Origin of the sequence: Cohnella luojiensis (genome assembly GCF_004564235.1) — a bacterium.
Classification (GTDB): Bacteria; Bacillota; Bacilli; order Paenibacillales; family Paenibacillaceae; genus Cohnella; species Cohnella luojiensis.
Genome location: NZ_SOMN01000004.1, coordinates 17,254 through 33,139 on the forward strand (window position 1 = coordinate 17,254; position 15,886 = coordinate 33,139).

At 51.7% G+C, this 15,886-nt stretch carries 16 protein-coding genes; 6 read left to right on the forward strand and 10 right to left on the reverse strand.

From position 1 onward, the window contains the following. Positions 1-102: 102 nt before the first annotated feature. A complete protein-coding gene (locus E2980_RS05125; protein ID WP_135151073.1) occupies positions 103-1,455 on the reverse strand; it encodes an ABC transporter substrate-binding protein in 1,353 nt (450 codons plus the stop codon). Positions 1,456-1,563: 108 nt separating this feature from the next. Then, positions 1,564-2,616 carry a LacI family DNA-binding transcriptional regulator gene (locus tag E2980_RS05130; protein ID WP_240702893.1) on the reverse strand — a complete coding sequence of 351 codons (1,053 nt, stop codon included), beginning with the start codon at positions 2,614-2,616 and terminating at the stop codon, positions 1,564-1,566. Between the two features lie 285 nt (positions 2,617-2,901). Here E2980_RS05130 and E2980_RS24060 point away from each other — a divergent pair, with 285 nt between their 5' ends. Then, on the forward strand, positions 2,902-3,936 hold the full coding sequence (locus E2980_RS24060) for a hypothetical protein (RefSeq protein WP_167746981.1): 1,035 nt from the start codon (positions 2,902-2,904) through the stop codon (positions 3,934-3,936). A gap of 5 nt (positions 3,937-3,941) precedes the next feature. On the opposite strand, the gene E2980_RS05140 is transcribed toward E2980_RS24060, so the two are convergent. Further along, positions 3,942-4,589 (reverse strand): TVP38/TMEM64 family protein, encoded by a 648-nt coding sequence (locus E2980_RS05140; protein WP_135151074.1) that lies wholly within the window; start codon positions 4,587-4,589, stop codon positions 3,942-3,944. A 234-nt stretch (positions 4,590-4,823) separates the two neighbouring features. On the opposite strand from E2980_RS05140, the gene E2980_RS05145 reads away from it, so the two are divergent. Then, a complete protein-coding gene (locus tag E2980_RS05145; protein WP_135151075.1) occupies positions 4,824-5,402 on the forward strand; it encodes an RNA polymerase sigma factor in 579 nt (192 codons plus the stop codon). Next, complete coding sequence (locus E2980_RS05150; RefSeq protein ID WP_135151076.1) at positions 5,395-6,192, forward strand: DUF4367 domain-containing protein; 798 nt, start codon at positions 5,395-5,397, stop codon at positions 6,190-6,192. The genes E2980_RS05145 and E2980_RS05150 overlap by 8 nt, the downstream gene beginning before the upstream one ends. A 42-nt stretch (positions 6,193-6,234) precedes the next feature. Here the strand turns inward: E2980_RS05150 and E2980_RS05155 are convergent, their stop codons facing one another. The 7 genes from E2980_RS05155 to corA all read right to left on the reverse strand — a co-directional run bounded on the left by E2980_RS05155 (position 6,235) and on the right by corA (position 13,854). Next, positions 6,235-6,585 carry an Ig-like domain-containing protein gene (locus E2980_RS05155; RefSeq protein ID WP_135151077.1) on the reverse strand — a complete coding sequence of 117 codons (351 nt, stop codon included), beginning with the start codon at positions 6,583-6,585 and terminating at the stop codon, positions 6,235-6,237. After that, positions 6,585-7,073, reverse strand: coding sequence for a hypothetical protein (locus tag E2980_RS05160; protein ID WP_167746982.1), 489 nt, complete (start codon positions 7,071-7,073; stop codon positions 6,585-6,587). The genes E2980_RS05155 and E2980_RS05160 overlap by 1 nt, the downstream gene beginning before the upstream one ends. Before the next feature lie 166 nt (positions 7,074-7,239). After that, positions 7,240-8,913: a ribulokinase gene (locus tag E2980_RS05165; RefSeq protein ID WP_135151079.1), complete on the reverse strand. Its 1,674-nt coding sequence runs from the start codon at positions 8,911-8,913 to the stop codon at positions 7,240-7,242. 32 nt (positions 8,914-8,945) lie between these two features. Further along, the gene (gene araD, locus E2980_RS05170; RefSeq protein WP_135151080.1) at positions 8,946-9,650 is read right to left on the reverse strand and encodes an L-ribulose-5-phosphate 4-epimerase; all 705 of its coding nucleotides are present in this window, start codon (positions 9,648-9,650) and stop codon (positions 8,946-8,948) included. A 109-nt stretch (positions 9,651-9,759) separates the two neighbouring features. Next, the gene (locus tag E2980_RS05175) at positions 9,760-10,854 is read right to left on the reverse strand and encodes a GntR family transcriptional regulator (protein WP_135151081.1); all 1,095 of its coding nucleotides are present in this window, start codon (positions 10,852-10,854) and stop codon (positions 9,760-9,762) included. Positions 10,855-11,360: 506 nt separating this feature from the next. Then, positions 11,361-12,773: an allantoinase gene (locus E2980_RS05180; RefSeq protein WP_135151082.1), complete on the reverse strand. Its 1,413-nt coding sequence runs from the start codon at positions 12,771-12,773 to the stop codon at positions 11,361-11,363. A gap of 127 nt (positions 12,774-12,900) precedes the next feature. Next, positions 12,901-13,854 carry a magnesium/cobalt transporter CorA gene (corA, locus tag E2980_RS05185; RefSeq protein WP_135151083.1) on the reverse strand — a complete coding sequence of 318 codons (954 nt, stop codon included), beginning with the start codon at positions 13,852-13,854 and terminating at the stop codon, positions 12,901-12,903. Positions 13,855-13,993: 139 nt separating this feature from the next. On the opposite strand from corA, the gene E2980_RS05190 reads away from it, so the two are divergent. The 3 genes from E2980_RS05190 (at position 13,994) to E2980_RS05200 (ending at position 15,807) form a co-directional block, all read left to right on the forward strand. Continuing rightward, positions 13,994-14,398: a Fur family transcriptional regulator gene (locus E2980_RS05190; protein ID WP_135151084.1), complete on the forward strand. Its 405-nt coding sequence runs from the start codon at positions 13,994-13,996 to the stop codon at positions 14,396-14,398. Then, positions 14,368-15,117 carry a winged helix-turn-helix domain-containing protein gene (locus E2980_RS05195; RefSeq protein ID WP_135151085.1) on the forward strand — a complete coding sequence of 250 codons (750 nt, stop codon included), beginning with the start codon at positions 14,368-14,370 and terminating at the stop codon, positions 15,115-15,117. Before E2980_RS05190 ends, E2980_RS05195 begins: the two co-directional genes overlap by 31 nt. Positions 15,118-15,249: 132 nt before the next feature. Continuing rightward, entirely contained in the window at positions 15,250-15,807 is a 558-nt protein-coding gene (locus E2980_RS05200; RefSeq protein ID WP_135151086.1) for a peroxiredoxin, read from the forward strand. The last annotated feature ends 79 nt before the right edge of the window (positions 15,808-15,886 follow it).

Here is a 15,886-nt window from a genome sequence, read left to right on the forward strand (position 1 = left end):
CAATAAGAAGGACCGCTGTGCCGGACCGGCTCGCCTCTCCAAGCTTCCGGTCCGGAACAACACGGTTGATTTTCAAATGAGGTAAAGCGAAGTCAGGTTGCCTTACTTGCTAAGCAGTTCTTCGACTTTCTTCTGTGCGGCGTCAAGAGCTTCTTGGGCGGTTGATTTCCCGAACTTCGCTTTATCTAGTTCTTCTCCAACGGCCCCCGTGAATTCTCCCCACATCTCCGGTTTCGGACCAACTGGCGGCAGCACAAGAGAATCAAGTGCTTCCGTGACGATTTTCTTCGATTCCGGAGGCGTTTGTTTGTAATAGGCTTCCATAACCGCGTCGTCGGCGACGGCCGGCACGCTCCAGCCCGCTTCGATCCGTTTGCTGACAGCGGCAGGATCGCTCGTGTAGAATTTCAGGAATCTCCATACCGCATCGGCGTGTTTCGTTGTTTTGGAAGCGGTGAGACCGTCCGCGAAGAAATGATGGGCTTTCTGCGTATTGCCCGGCTCGAGCGCGATATCCCATTTGAACGGCGCGTCTTTGAATCTCCCGAAGTTCCAGATCCCAAAGCGAACCATTGCTATTTTACCTGCGACGAACGCATTCAAGTCCGCATCAGGCTGGTTAAACGTATCGTCGTTCAGCGCAGGGGATACTTTGTATTTGCTTGCCTTGTCGATCATCCATTGAAGCGCTTCCACGTTGGCCGGACTGTTGATCGTCGGCTTGCCGCCCGCATCCCACACGCCGCCGCCGTTTTGCCCGATCGTTTTGTAAAATTCATAGAACTGTATCGGAGCGTAAGTGCCCCATACGCCAGCCTTGGCATCGGTAAGTTTCTGCGCGGCTTCCAGTTCTTCCTTCCAGGTCCAGGAAGCATCCGGGTAAGCCAAACCTTTAGCGTCGAACAAATCTTTGTTGTAATAGAGAACGACGTCCGAGAAGCTCTCCGTCACGCCCATTTGCTTGCCATTGTAATTAAACGCATCGTAAGCGAGTTTTTTGTAAATGCCCGGGTCGAACGACGCATCCGCTTCGATCGATGGGTTCAAATCGAGCAATAGATCTTTCTCCGCGTATTTCCTGAAGTTCTCGTATCCCACTTCGAAAATGTCCGGAGCGCTGCCGCTGGCGAGCAATGTATTAAGCTTCGTCTCGTAATCGGCATAAGGAACGACCTCGACATCTACGGTGACGTCGGTGTTGGCAGCCTGGAACGCATCGACCATCGCCTTCATGGTTTCTTCCTGTCCGCCGTTTGGAGTATACATCAGCGCCTTAATCGTAACCGGTTCTTTAGAAGCCGATGGAGACTCCGACGGGGATGCCGATGCCGATTCCGACGGCGAGGAAGATGATGCGGGAGCGGAGCTTTCGGCATTATTTCCATTGTTCGAGCCGCATGCGCTCAAGAAGACCATGATTATAAGTAACATTGTAATTCCGCTTTTTTTCAACATTCTTAACCCTCTCCTTTTGAATGTTCGTGTTATGCAATTCCTATAAGGCCGTATGTCAAATCGCCATAGCTTCTTTGACCCGACCACCTCCCTTGCAGAAGCTTGGATTTAAAGGATAGGATCGCTATTCATCGATAAATTTCGAACCGATTCCCGTTCGATGAGCTTCAGCGGCATGATTGCAGGCTCCGCAGGATGATCGCTGCTTCCATTCTCGATCGCCAATAATAATCGTTCCGCTGCCGCTATGCCTCTCGACACGGTGTCTTGCATAATCGTAGTAAGGGGCGGCGTACACATTCGCGCGATGGAAATATCATCGAACCCGATAACCGACACATGCTCGGGCACTTCCTTGCCCTCATCCCTTAATCCTTGCAACACCCCCATTGCCATCAAGTCGCTCGTGGCGAAAACGGCCGTAATTTCCGGATACTTCGTTACGATCAATCGCGCGGCTTCTTGCCCGTATTCGTAAGTGACCGAGTGCTCGAAAACATGGTCAGGGTGATAAAACAGCCCCGCTTCTTTCAATGCGCGTTTGTACCCGAGAAACCTTTTTTCCACGACCCCGTCTTTCCGAATCATACCCGTTACCAAAGCGATGTTCGTATGCCCGTTATCGATAAAGTGCTTTGTAGCCAAATACCCGCCGAGCTCGTCGTCAATCCCGACCACATGGAAGTGACTGTCGTAAACGTAGCTGTCGATCAGGACGATCGGCATCTTAGCCTTCTTTAAGTCCTCGTAAAAGCTTTCTTGATAAATTCCCATGATAATGGCGCCGTCGAGGTTCCTCTGCATAGAAGTATCGATGTAGCCTTCCCCTTTATCGACCCCCGAGAGAATCATATGATATCCAGACTGCCGAAGCCTCGCTTCGATTCCGCAGATCAACTCCGAGTAAAAAGGGTTTTGCAGCAATAGCTGTTTTCGTTCTTCCGTCTGAGGAATAACGACCCCAATCAACTTCGATTTGTTGTTGGCAAGGCTTCGAGCGGAAAAATCGGGAATATAATTAAGCTCTTCCGCGGCGCGCCTCACCTTCAAGATCGTATCCGGCGAAACTTTACCCTCGCGTCCATTAAGCACGTAGGAAACCGCTGCGGTAGATACACCCGCTCTTTCCGACACGTCCCGAATCGTAATGCGTTTCATCATCGTCACCTGCTTCGAGTAGTTGTCGCTCACTTAATTAAGCGTTTAACCTTATGAGGTGATTATAAGACGGAAATAAAGCGATTACAAGAACATTATTTTAGTTTATTTAACATTTTTCTATTAATGTCCATTTAACCGGTTAACTATATGATTTGAATTTAAACCTAGTAAAATACCTCCCATCAACCGATAGAGGCTTCTTTCCCATCCTTATTGCACGCGAAACCGGGTGGGCGCATATCCTGCATTAATCGTCAAATGCCCATGGGCAGAGGAGGAACGAAGATGCCGAAATTACGATCGACGGATGCGAAGCCGCTCTTGCGCAAAGCAACCGCTGATCCGAAAGCTAAGCTTTCATCACGCCAACCCGCACAAACTCAACCTAAAGCCGCATCAGGAAAAAATAAAAAAGAATCGGTTAAAGGGGAAGTCGTGCATTTACACCAGAGCGAGGAACAACCTTCTTACGCGACCCGACCGATCCCTTGGTGGGTTTTTCCGCAAGAACGCGAAGGAGGTCCGGGCGAACCGGGCGAACCGGGCGAGCCGGGCGAACCAGGCGAACCTGACGACCCTGGTGGTTCCAGAGGCCTCTTCCCACCCGGACCTGGACCAGGACCATTCCCGCCACCGCCATTCCCCGGACCTGGACCCGGACCTGGACCCGGACCTGGACCTGGACCCGGACCTGGACCCGGACCTGGACCTGGACCTGGACCCGGACCTGGACCCGGACCTGGACCCGGACCCGGACCCGGACCGTTCCCGCCGCCATACCCAGGGCCTGGACCGTTCCCGCCGCCATACCCAGGACCTGGACCGTTCCCGCCGCCATACCCGGGACCTGGACCGTTCCCGCCGCCATACCCGGGACCTGGACCGTTCCCGCCGCCATACCCGGGACCTGGACCGTTCCCGCCGCCATACCCAGGGCCCGGACCGTTCCCGCCGCCATACCCAGGGCCCGGACCGTTCCCGCCGCCTTACCCTGGACCGTTCCCGCCTGCGTATATTACCGTACGGATCACCGGCGGTTTTGCTTTCCCTAGGGTCAACTATACGAATTATATTCCGTTCTATCCGGGAATCACGATTGCCCAAGCGTTGGCCTCTACCGGGTTAGTCGGCTTCGGACCGCGCGGCTTCATCCGCAACGTGGCCGGAATCCCGATCTTCGGAGCAACAGAGGTTCGCTTGCGGTATAACGGTCGCGTCATACCGCAGAGGCTGCTCTACGCTCCCGCACAACCTAGAAGTTTTATCAGCCTTGAGCTCTATTATTCCTTTACGGGGGGAGCCGTCCCCGTTCCTTTGTAAACCGTTCAATTTTCATCCACTTCCCGTGCCACTTTGCGGCGGAATAGGAAAGGGATGGCCAAAGCAACCGCAAATACGCAGCCTGCGATCGCAATTTCCTTCCAGCTTCCCTTGGTAAGGCTTGCGCCTAGGAAGTTGTAAGCGAAAGTTCCCGGCAGCGTACCGATGATCGTTGCGGGCAGGAATGCCCGCAACGGTACACGCGCTACGCCTGCAGCATAGCTGACCAGATCGAACGGCACGAAAGGCGCGATGCGCAGCAGGAGAACCATCATGAATCCCCGTCTCTCCATCGCCCGCTCTATTTTCTCCAGTCTTGGATCACCTTTGCCGCGAAAGAATCCCCCGCCTATTTTCCTTGCGACGAGAAAGGATAACACCGCCCCCGTAACCGCGCCGATCAACGTATACAGCATTCCGAACCACGTGCCGAATGCAAGCCCGCCTGCCATGGACAATACGGACGCCGGGAATAATATAAACGGTCGCGCGATATACATTGCGATATAAAGAACAGGCGCAATCCATCCGAACGAGAGCACCCAGTTACGGATCGATTCCGGATTTACCTTCAAATACTTATAGTCGATCCACAGCAATATCGCTACGATAGCTGCTGCGGCCGCAATTTTCCAGACCGTTGAACGACGCAAGCAGACAAGCCCCTTCCTTTGTTTTCCACACCTCGCCTAAGTATCATACAAGAACTTCGAAAGCATGACAAAAATACGAAGCTGCCCCCCCGTGAGACCACCTGTAAGGATTTACATATCTTCCAAGCGGGTTGTAAAATATTTGCTTCTCTCAACCCCGCATTTAGACTACACTGAAAGAAAGTCTTCAGGCTCGTCATGTAGAATAATGTCGTCGGAATAGGGTGAATCTTCATGCCATCGAATTTGCTCCTGCTAATCGGTACGAGCTTCCATACTCTTAATCAATCGCTGCAGGAAGATATATATAAGGAGTTTTACCAATTCCTCTATAAACCTATCCTCTATATGATCCATGACCATTCCGCAACGGAAGACATTATTCAGGAAACGTTCTTGACCGCGCTAAGCAAAAGTCCGCCAGTCGAGAACGAGGAGCACATGAAAGCCTGGATCAAGGTAGTCGCCAGAAACTACACGATCAACCATCTCCGCAAAATTAAAAAATTCCGCAAAGACATAAGCTTGGATCTCGCATGGGACAACGGCCATTTAGGGGGCGCAACGGCTGCGGTATCCGTCGAACATGAGGTCGAAGTCAGGTCCATGGAAGAGCAAATATCCCGCCATCTCTTGGAGATGAAGCCGGAGCAGCGCAATATCATCGAGCTCAAGTGGAAAAAAGGGCTTACTTACAAAGAAATCGCCCATGAGATTCAAGATACGGAAGTCGCAGTTAAGCATAAGCTCCACAGAGCCCGAAGCTTTCTGAAAAGAAAACTATTCAAGGAGTGGGGGAGCCGGGATGAATAATGCGCAATTCGACCAGCTGTTCGATGCCGCTTTTGAAGCCTCCTCCGAACAGCTCCAAACGCAATCTACCGTCGATCATAGAGCTTCGTGGCAACGGGTACAACAGAAGCTTCTCACGCTGCGCAGAAGAAAGAGCATGCGTTCGAAGCTAACGAAGCTAACCGCTATAGCGGCTTCGCTTCTTCTCGGTGCCGCTATCTTCGGCAATAATCCGGCAGCCCGGGCAATCGACCCTATATATGCTACTCTGAAGGAGTATCCTTCAGGCGTTTTGGGCTTCTTCTTCGGGAGGAATGAAGATAAAGATGCCTCCGGAGCAAAGACCGCCCCTCCGCCCGCATTCGGCGAAGGTCTTGACATCGAGAAGATGAACGAATCGACCTATGTAGCTCATGTAAATGAAGCTCAAGCAAGCAATCTCCTGTCTTTCCCTGCGCCGGTATTTCGTTACATACCGACTCACTACACCTTTTACGAGGCGCAAATTTACTTTCAATACACCCAAGAGCAGAAAGCGGACGATGTCGCCTATCTTTTCGTAAACGAAAACGAGAAGTACATGCACGTGTCCCTGAAAAAGCTGGCATCCAATACGGGTATCGGAACCAGCAAGGTATCGGAAGGCGTCACCGTGAAGAAGATACAATTAAGCGACGTGACCGCCATCCTTACGACCGCGACGAACGGCAGCAATTCCCTAGAGACGATAAGAGGCGATATACACATCAACATGAGCGGTATCGTTCCTAGCGACGAACTGATTCGCATGTATGAGGAAATGTACGAATAACGAGATAAAGGTTGGCCGGATTATTCCTGCCAACCTTTATTATTATCTGGTAGTAAATATCAGATGAAACGGAATTCCCATCTTAACGTTTTTATAATTCGAAATTCTTCCGGTCACGATAATCTCGATCTTGTTGTTCGGTTTGAATCTATCCGCATCGTCTTTCAAATAGATAAACAGCGTCTTTAGATCCGAATCGTACCGATACAGAAACCGATTAGAGATTAATGTACCTCCATGGCTTCCGTCCAAAATCAAGATGTTTCTCGTGTTTAGCGTGTGCCTGTTAATATCTTGGTGAAAAATAATAGAAACGAGCGTATCTACGGGCACATCGGTCGCATCTGGCTGGGGATTGGTTTCCTTGATCCACTCGTCCCAATTCGCAACCATTATTGCCCCAATACCGCGTTGCTAAGTCGCTCGCCTTCCTCGTATGTCCCATTTTCGATGACCCAATGAATGGTTCGCGCCCGATAATAATACCCGGCCGTCACGGATTTGTTTACCGAATTGTTATAGCGGATTAACTGATTACCGCCTGTCGTCGACCCTGAACCAATCGTCTCCCAAGCGGAGCCGTTCCATTTCTGCACGTAAAACGTAATTCCGATCGAATCGACTACCTGAACTGCCGAAGTTTCGGCTGTAATCGTGATGGAACCAGAGGTTGCGACAACCGAGTTCGTTCCGTTATCTAAATACAAGTGGCTTGGATTAAACGAGCTTTGCGTTTTCTCTTCGGGAGGAGGTGAAGTAAGCGCCAACGAATACGATTCCGCGGCGTTCGCCTTCCCTTCCGCATAGCCGAATGCCGCACCGACAACAAAGAGTAACGCCAACAATCCCAATGCCGCTTTTCCCGCAATACAATTCACCATAAATATCCACCTTCCTATTCTCATAGTTGTACAACCTATACACACCCGGGAATACAAAAAGTTGCTGCAAATTTCGACAATTTTCATATTTTTTTTCGTAATGCGACATAAGAAGGCTGCCCCATAGCTTTTCGACTTAGGGGCAGCCTTTGCGTGTAATCATTTCTCAATGCGAAGCTTCGTCTTTCAACGCTTTTAATCGCTTCATGACATCGTTGGCGCCGCGCCCGAAGTAATCGTGCAGCGTGCTATATTCCCGATAAAGCTTTTCGTAGATCGCCACGTTCTCCGGAATCGGCTTAAACGTCTCTTCGCGAACGCGCGCCATCGCTTTAGCCGCATCCACGACGTTGTCGTAACCGCCTTTGGCGCTTCCCGCCGCTACCGCTCCGAACATGGCTGCGCCGATGGCCGGCGTTTGCTTGGAATCCGCTATCTTGATCTCGCGGTTCGTTACGTCAGCGTAAATCTGCATGAGCAGGCGGTTGCGCTGAGGCAAGCCTCCGCATGCATACACTTCATCAACCGGCACTCCATTGTCGTGGAAGGCGTCGATGATCTTGCGCGTTCCGAACGCCGTTGATTCCAGAAGCGTACGGTACACTTCCTCCGGCTTAGTCAACAGGCTGTAGCCAACGATAACGCCCGTCAGGTTCGTATCCACGAGCACGGAGCGATTGCCGTTCCACCAGTCGAGAGCGAGCAAGCCGGTTTCTCCGGGCTTGTAGGCCTCGGCGCGTTCGGTCAACCATTGATGGACGCCCAAGCCCTCCTTCTCGGCGGCTTCCTTCACGTACGCAGGAACCGCTTCCTCCACGAACCATTCGAAGATATCCCCTACGGCGGACTGACCGGCTTCATATCCCAGATATCCAGGAATGATCCCATCCTCCACGACTCCGCACATGCCTTCGACCTCTACTTCCTCCGTCCCAAGAAGCATATGGCAGATAGAAGTGCCCATGGCCATGACGAGTTTGCCCGGCGTAACGACTCCAACTGCGGGAACTGCCGCATGAGCGTCGACATTACCGACCGCGATAGCCGTCCCCGCGTTCAGACCGGTAAGCTCGGCCATTGCCGGAGTCAACTCGCCCGCCTTCGTTCCCAGCGCGACGATATCCCCTCGAAGCTTCGTCTCCGTCAGGTTTTCCAACCGAGGGTCCAACGCCTTGAAGAATTCCTTGCTTGGATAGCCGTCTTTCTTGTGCCATATCGACTTATACCCCGCCGTGCAGCTATTGCGCACGAAATTGCCGGTCAGCTGCGAGATGACCCAATCCGTCGCTTCCGTAAACAGATCCGTCGCCTCGTAGACATCCGGCGCCTCGTTCACGATTTGCCATACCTTCGCGATCATCCACTCCGAAGAGATTTTACCGCCATAACGCGGCAGGAACTTCTCGCCGCGCTCGGCGGCAATCGCGTTTAAGCGGTCCGCTTCGTCTTGGGCCGCATGATGCTTCCATAGCTTGACCCAGCCATGGGGATTATTCTTCCATTCCGGCTTGATGCACAGGGGAACGCCTTGCTCATCGATGGGCAACATCGTGCATGCGGTAAAGTCTATTCCTAATCCGATGACGTCGGAGGGACGGATGCCGGATTCTTTAAGAACTGCTGGAACGGAACGACGAAGCACTTCCAGGTAATCGTCCGGATGCTGTAAAGCCCAGTCATGCTCCAGTGCTTGACCCGAAGTCGGTAATGTTTCATCGATAACGCCGTGCGGGTAGGGCGTAACGTGGTCCGCGATCTCGTACCCGTTGGAAAGGTCAACAAGCACCGCTCGGCCGGATTGCGTGCCGTAATCGACGCCTATGGCATATTTCTTACTCATGGTAAGCCTCCTAAAAGATGATGGGATGAATGCTAATGCATCGGATCGCCCGGCTGCCCGTAATAAGCATTCGCGCCATGCTTGCGTAAATAATGTTTATCAAGGAGCGTTTGGTTCATCGAAGGAACACCCGCGTTTAATTGCCTGGTATGATAGGCCATCTTAGCGACTTCCTCCAACACGACGGCGTTATGCAGCGCATCCATCGCATCCTTGCCCCAAGCAAAAGGCGCATGGCTGTTGACGAGTACGCCCGGAACTCGGTTAGGGTCGACTCCGCGGAACGTCTCCACGATCACGTTCCCGGTTTCCGCTTCATATGCGCCTTGTATTTCCTCATTCGTCATAGCCCTCGTGCAAGGAATCGTTCCATAGAAATAATCGGCCTGCGTTGTACCTAAGGCCGGTATCCCTTGACCTGCTTGCGACCATATCGTCGCCCAAGGAGAATGGGTGTGAACGATTCCTCCTATGCCGGGAAACGCTCGATAGAGCACCAGATGGGTCGGCGTATCCGAAGAGGGCCGCATGGTACCCTCCACCACGTTGCCGTCCAAGTCAACGACAACCATCTGCTCGGGCTTCAATTCCTCATAAGGCACTCCGCTCGGCTTAATGACCATCAGACCGGATTTCCGGTCGAATCCGCTCACATTCCCCCAAGTAAACGTCACTAACCCATATTTAGGCAGCTCCGCATTAGCCCGGCATACGATTTCCTTAAGTTGTTCCAACAAGTGAAAACACTCCTTTCGCCTGCATACGGTTGACGCTATTACAGTGCTCGATACGCTTTCTACAGCCTCCATTATATACTTGTACGTACAGGTGTGTCGATAGTTTCCGTTAATGCCTTTCCATCGTGGATTGGCGAACGATCAGCTTCGGAGGATACAGCATCTCTTTGTTTGGCGGTACGTTCCCTTTCTCTAGCTGCGCGATCAAGAGGTTCGCCGCTTGCTCTCCAAGTCCGGACTTCGGATGCTCGATCGTCGTCAGCTTAATCTCCGTAGCCGTCGCCAAGAAAGAATCGTCGTAACCGATGATCGACAAATCCTCCGGAATCCGCAAACCCAACTCCCTGATTGTATCTAACAAAGAGACTGCCAATTGATCGTTATAGCATACGATCGCCGTAGGGGGATGCTCGGACAGAAGAAGCTCCCTGAGCATGCGTTGCGGGAGTTCTTCCTTTTCTTCCGTCGAATATCGAACGATTGTGCTGCCCTCCGGCGGCAGCTGGTATTCCCGGCAAGCGCGGATGAATCCCTTCATTCTTCTGACGCCTTGAAGGTCGTCTGTTTTGAAGAAACCCGCAATTCTCCGGTGCCCGAGCTCCAGAATGTATTTCGCGGACATCAAGCCCCCGGCATCGTCATCTACTCTGACGCTTGGGCATTGCAAGTCCGGATAAGATTCGTTGATCATCAGCATCGGAATGCCATGATCTTCTATCGCCAAATAGTTATCGAAATTGGGATTGCCTTCCGCGCTCTTGGTCGGTTCCACGATCAGTGCGCATACGGAATGGCTCAGCATCATCTCCAAGCACTCCCGCTCCCTGTCCTTGCGATGATCCGTACTTGACAATAGCAGGCGATACCCCTTATCCTTCAAAGCCGACTCGACTCCCCGAACGATAGACGGAAAAATATAATCCGAGATCGATGTCGTGATGATTCCCACGGTGCGGTTACCCGAGGAGCTTCTGCGATCCGCGGACTGCCTGCTCACGAACGTTCCTTTTCCCTGCTCGCGAGAAAGCCAGCCTTCCTGCACGAGCTCTCCGATCGATTGGCGCACGGTTTGGCGACTTAGCGAGAACTGCTCGGCCAGCTCGTTCTCTGACGGCAGCTTGTCTCCGGGACGATAACGTCCGCCGGCAATCCAAGATAGGATCTCTTCCTTCAGCTGCAAATATTTCGGTGATTGAGAGTTCATTACAGGCACCTCCGAATGACACGGCCACAAGTAAACTTTACCGTCATTATAACATAGGAAACAACTTGTACGTACCTTTTCGACTTGCCTATTTTCGGTTGTACGGCGCCTTATAACAAATAATGCAGCGGACTCAGGATTGGCGAAATAAACGTTCCTGGCGCGGGTATTTGGTTGGGGGCGGTTGTTTCGGCGGAATAGCGGAACCTCGTTCCGTTATTGCGGCCAATGGCGGTTGTTTCGGAGGAATAGCGGAACCTCGTTCCGTTATTGCGGCCTGCGGTGGTTGTTTCGGTGGAATAGCGGAACCTCGTTCCGTTATTGCGGCCGGCGGCGGTTGTTTCGGCGGAATAGCGGAACCTCGTTCCGTTATTGCTGCCCAGAGGAGGTCATTTCGGCGGAATAGCCGTTCTTGGCGCGGGTATTTGGTTGAAAGGCATAGCAACGTAAAACAGGGAGTTTCCCCCCAGATTCCGAATAGGAATAGCGGAGATACTCCCTGTTTTCTACAAAGCCGACCTTTTCCGGACGGTTTCCGGCATGGCGAGTTGCCAGTTACCTCCTCTAGCCATTCCGACGCCTTGATCTAAAGTATATACCGTTACGCCGCGATTCATGGTCAGCATGACCCTGCAGTTGAACTTCCTGCCCGCATATACGCTCTGCCGGTGCCGATACAGCAAATGTTCCGGCTTAAGCACGTAAGGAGCGTCCGGGTGAACGAGCACGATATCCGCGTCGGCGCCCACCGCCAGCCTTCCCTTGCGGGGAAATAGGCCAAACCGCTTGGCCGGCGCTTCCGATAACAGGCGTGACAATAACTGAAGAGGCAGCCCTCTTTTCAGAAACCCCTCATCGAACATGAGCTCAAGCATGCTTTGCGCGCCCGAGATCCCGCCCCATATTGCAAAGTAATCATCTTCGGAGCCTTGTTTCATAGAAGGAGGGCAGGGGGAGTGATCGGAAGCTATGAAGTCGATTTTCCCTTCCGCTATTCTAGCCCAGAGGCCCTCGCGTTCTCTAGAGCTTCGAATCGGCGGAGCGCATTTAGCCAACGGCCCGATCCTCTCAACGTCCTCATCGGTAAACATAAGGTAGTGAGGGCAAGTCTCGACCGTCACGTCTACGCCGTTTTGCTTCGCTTCCCATATTATATCGACGGCCTGGGGGCTGCTGATATGGACCAGATGCAACGGGCACTCCGTTCGTTCCGCGAACAGCAGAACCCGGCGAACCGCATCCAATTCCGCGGCAAGAGGCCTGGAATCCAAGAAATCCCGCGCGGTTCTTACCTTGCGGCCCTCGTACTTCTCGGACAGAGCAACAATGATTTCTTCGCTTTCCGCGTGTACCGCCAGCACTTTATTTTTACGCGCGATAATTTTCATCCCCTCGTACAGGGCGATATCATCCACTTCCTTAAAACAGCCTTCCCCGGTGTCGCCCGGCGAGGACATAAAGGCCTTGAAGCCGATGACTCCCGCATTTGCCAAGTCTTCCAGGTCGTCTAGGTTGCTAGGGACTAGCCCTCCCCATAACGCATAGTCGACGTGGCTGCCCACAACCTTGACCGTGTCCAATTTTTGGCGCACGGCGTCCACCGTTACCGTCGGAGGAAGCCCGTTCAGCGGCATATCTATATAGGTCGTGCAGCCCCCTGCGGCAAGAGAAGCGGATCCGGTTGCAAACCCTTCCCATTCGCCTAACCCCGGTTCATTAAAGTGAACATGCGCGTCAACGACTCCCGCCATTACGAACAGTCCCTGCGCATCTATGGTCCGTTTAGAAGATATTTGAATCTCGGGGGAAATTTCCACGATAACTCCGTCCCGTATGCCGATATCCATAACATGGACGCCATCCGGCAGGACGACGCTTCCACCTTTGATTAAACAATCCAACTTATTTTCATCCCGCATCTTATTCCCTCCCTGATCCAAAAAATCGATAGCACGTTTATGTTATATAATATAACACATACCTCGCTATCGATTCCAAGAAGAAGCTTATTTGTTAGTAATATGTAATATTACTTAACGCAATCCTTTAATCAAACCATCCCTTACGCTTAAACCACTTATACATCCCCACGCCTATAGTAAGCATCACGCCAAGAATAACGAAATAACCGGGACTCCATTCAAGCTCGGGCATATTCACGAAATTCATCCCGTATACCCCGGCAATGAAGGTCAGCGGCATAAAGATCGTCGTGATAACCGTTAATGTCTTCATGATGGCGTTCATCCGGTTGGAGCGCAAGGAATCATAGCTATCCCTCAGATCGGCGGTCATCTCGCGGTTCGACTCTACCATCTCCGTAAGCTTGAGAAGATGGTCGTAAATATCCGTGAAGTACGCTTGTTGATCCTTCATTGCAGCCATTTTCTCCGAATTAATGATCCGGTACAGCAAGTCTCTCATCGGAAATACGGTTCGACGAATACGGAGCAAGTCCGCCCGGATGTCGTAGACTTGTTCCGTAATGGCTTGGATATTGGATTTATTCTCTCCTTGCCCCTCAAGCTCGTTGAGTTGATCCTCGATCGCATAGACGGTCGGAAAATAATTATCGACCAGCTTATCCATGATTAAATAAGCCACATAGCCATGATCCTTCCCTTTGTGAATGCCAGGATCAAGAATCCTTTTCCATGCCTCTTCAATCTCCTGCGAAGGAACGAGATGGAACGTAACGATTCCCCTTGGACCAAGGAAGAAGTCGATCTCTTCCGCTTTAAGCGTCACGGGATGCAGGGAATGCAACACGAAAAATTGCGTATCCTCGTAGTGATCCACTTTGGGCCTCTGAAGAAAATGCATGCAGTCCTCTATTGCCAGCGGATGAAAATGAAAGAAGCTTTCGAGCATGTGGATTTCCTCATCCGTCGGACAATCGAAGTCGACCCAGAACCATTTGATCTCATTGCCCGTCAGGTTGTGCAGCGGAATATCAACTACCAATTCCTGATCGTTAGTCATCGCTATTATCCGAAGCAAATTCCGTCACCTCTTCCCTACATTATGCTCCGAAAGGCGAGGGGTTGGCAACCGGCTGCAATAGGCTCTTCAGCATCATTGACATCGTCTCATTATTTGATTAAACTTAAACTAATTCTAAATTAAAGGGTTGATATCCATGAGAAAATCCGGAGCGATGACCGTACAGCGAAGAACGATTTATGACCTTCTTACGGCCACCCAAGATCACCCGACCGCATCCGATATTATCGAGAGACTGAAAGCCGAAGGGCACCATTTCGCTTATGCGACGGTATATAATACACTTAAATTTCTAACGGATGAAGGCCTGATCCACGAGCTTAAGCTAGAAGGCGACGTGAGCAGGTACGATGCCCGCACCGAAGAGCACCAGCATATCGTGTGCACTTCATGCGGCAAAGTCGATGAGGTATTCACCGAAACGCCTTCGGAATGGATTCTTTCCATTTCCAAGCAGACCGGTTACGAAATCACGAATGAGCAGATTTTGTTCAAAGGAGTGTGCGAAGAATGCAAGAACGCGAAGAAATCGGCTCATTAAACAACACCGCAGTCATTCCCGATAACTTATCTTCTCAGCTTACGGCGGACGACCAAGGCTTCTGCGAGATCACGAACCGGATTCTAATTATCAGCCCGCGCCCGGCGTCTCTTCGCGCTTTGGTAGCCGATTTAGCGGAGAAGTGCTACGACGTTCTTCTGCTGCATCATGCCGACGATCCGTTGCTCAGCATGGTTCAAGGCACCATCATCGTGATGGATCGTACATTGGAGCTTCCTTCGGCAGCTCCGACCCCTTGGCCTAGCAACGGGACATCGCCGGTTCTCGCCCTGGTGACTAGCGCGGATTCCGCAGCACCGGGAGAGGAATGGGTACAATGGCCGGGACCGATCGAAGAAGTCATCAGGAAAATCCAAGAGCTGTCCTCGAAGCATCCGGCACTCACCGATGAAACACTCAACTTCGTTTTTAAGGAAATCATTCTTGATCCCTCTCGCATGACCGTTACGAGAAGCGGGTCCAAAGTGGACTTAACGAAGACCGAATATGATCTTCTTAAAGCGATCATCGCAGCCGACGGTAAGGTTATGACGCGCCAGGAGCTTATGAACGGAATATGGGGGGAGCAGTACTTCGGAGGCAGCAACGCAGTCGACGTACACATCCGCAGCCTGCGCAGCAAACTGCACGACGACCCGAAAGAACCTCGCTATATCGCTACCGTGAGAGGCGCCGGCTATCGGCTCGCAGATCAATAAATTCCCGTTCATCAGATCTTCATGAAACCTTAATCATACCTTCATGCAACGAAAGTCGTGCTGGGGTATGATTTTTTCATGGCCGTTAGTTAGATTTAGTTTAATTGTAAAATAAAAAGGAGTGTTTCATTCATGACAGGGACTATCGCGAAAATCGCGAAAATCGGCGAACTCGCCCCATCTTTTAACCTTCCTTCCACCAAAAATTTGGACACGCTGTCCGAAAATATTAACTTGGAAGATTACCGGGGACGTTGGGTCATGTTCTTCTTCTGGCCTCACGATTTCACGACCGTATGCCCGACGGAGATCATTGCTTTCAACGAGTCGGCCGGCACGTTCCGGGATTTGAATTGCGATATCATTGGAGCATCCGTAGACAGCGTTTATTCCCATAGAGCCTGGATGAATACCCCTCGCGAGCAAGGCGGAATCGGACTTATCCGTTATCCGATGGTTTCCGACTTCACCAAAGAGACCGCACGCGCGTACGGCGTTCTTGACGAAAAGACGGGCGCGGCGCACCGCGGTTTGTTTATCATCGATCCGGAAGGCATCATTCGCTATCAAGTCGTCACCGACATGAACGTCGGCCGCAGCGTAGAAGAAACCGTCCGCATCCTGGAAGCTCTGCAATCCGGCGGTCTATGCCCGATCGGCTGGAGAAAAGGCGAGAAAACGCTTGGCTAATGCAATCCCAAGACGGCAAGAGGTTGTCTCTCATTATGGGACAGCCTCTTGTTGTGCAAAGAGCTGTTTCTTACGTAGT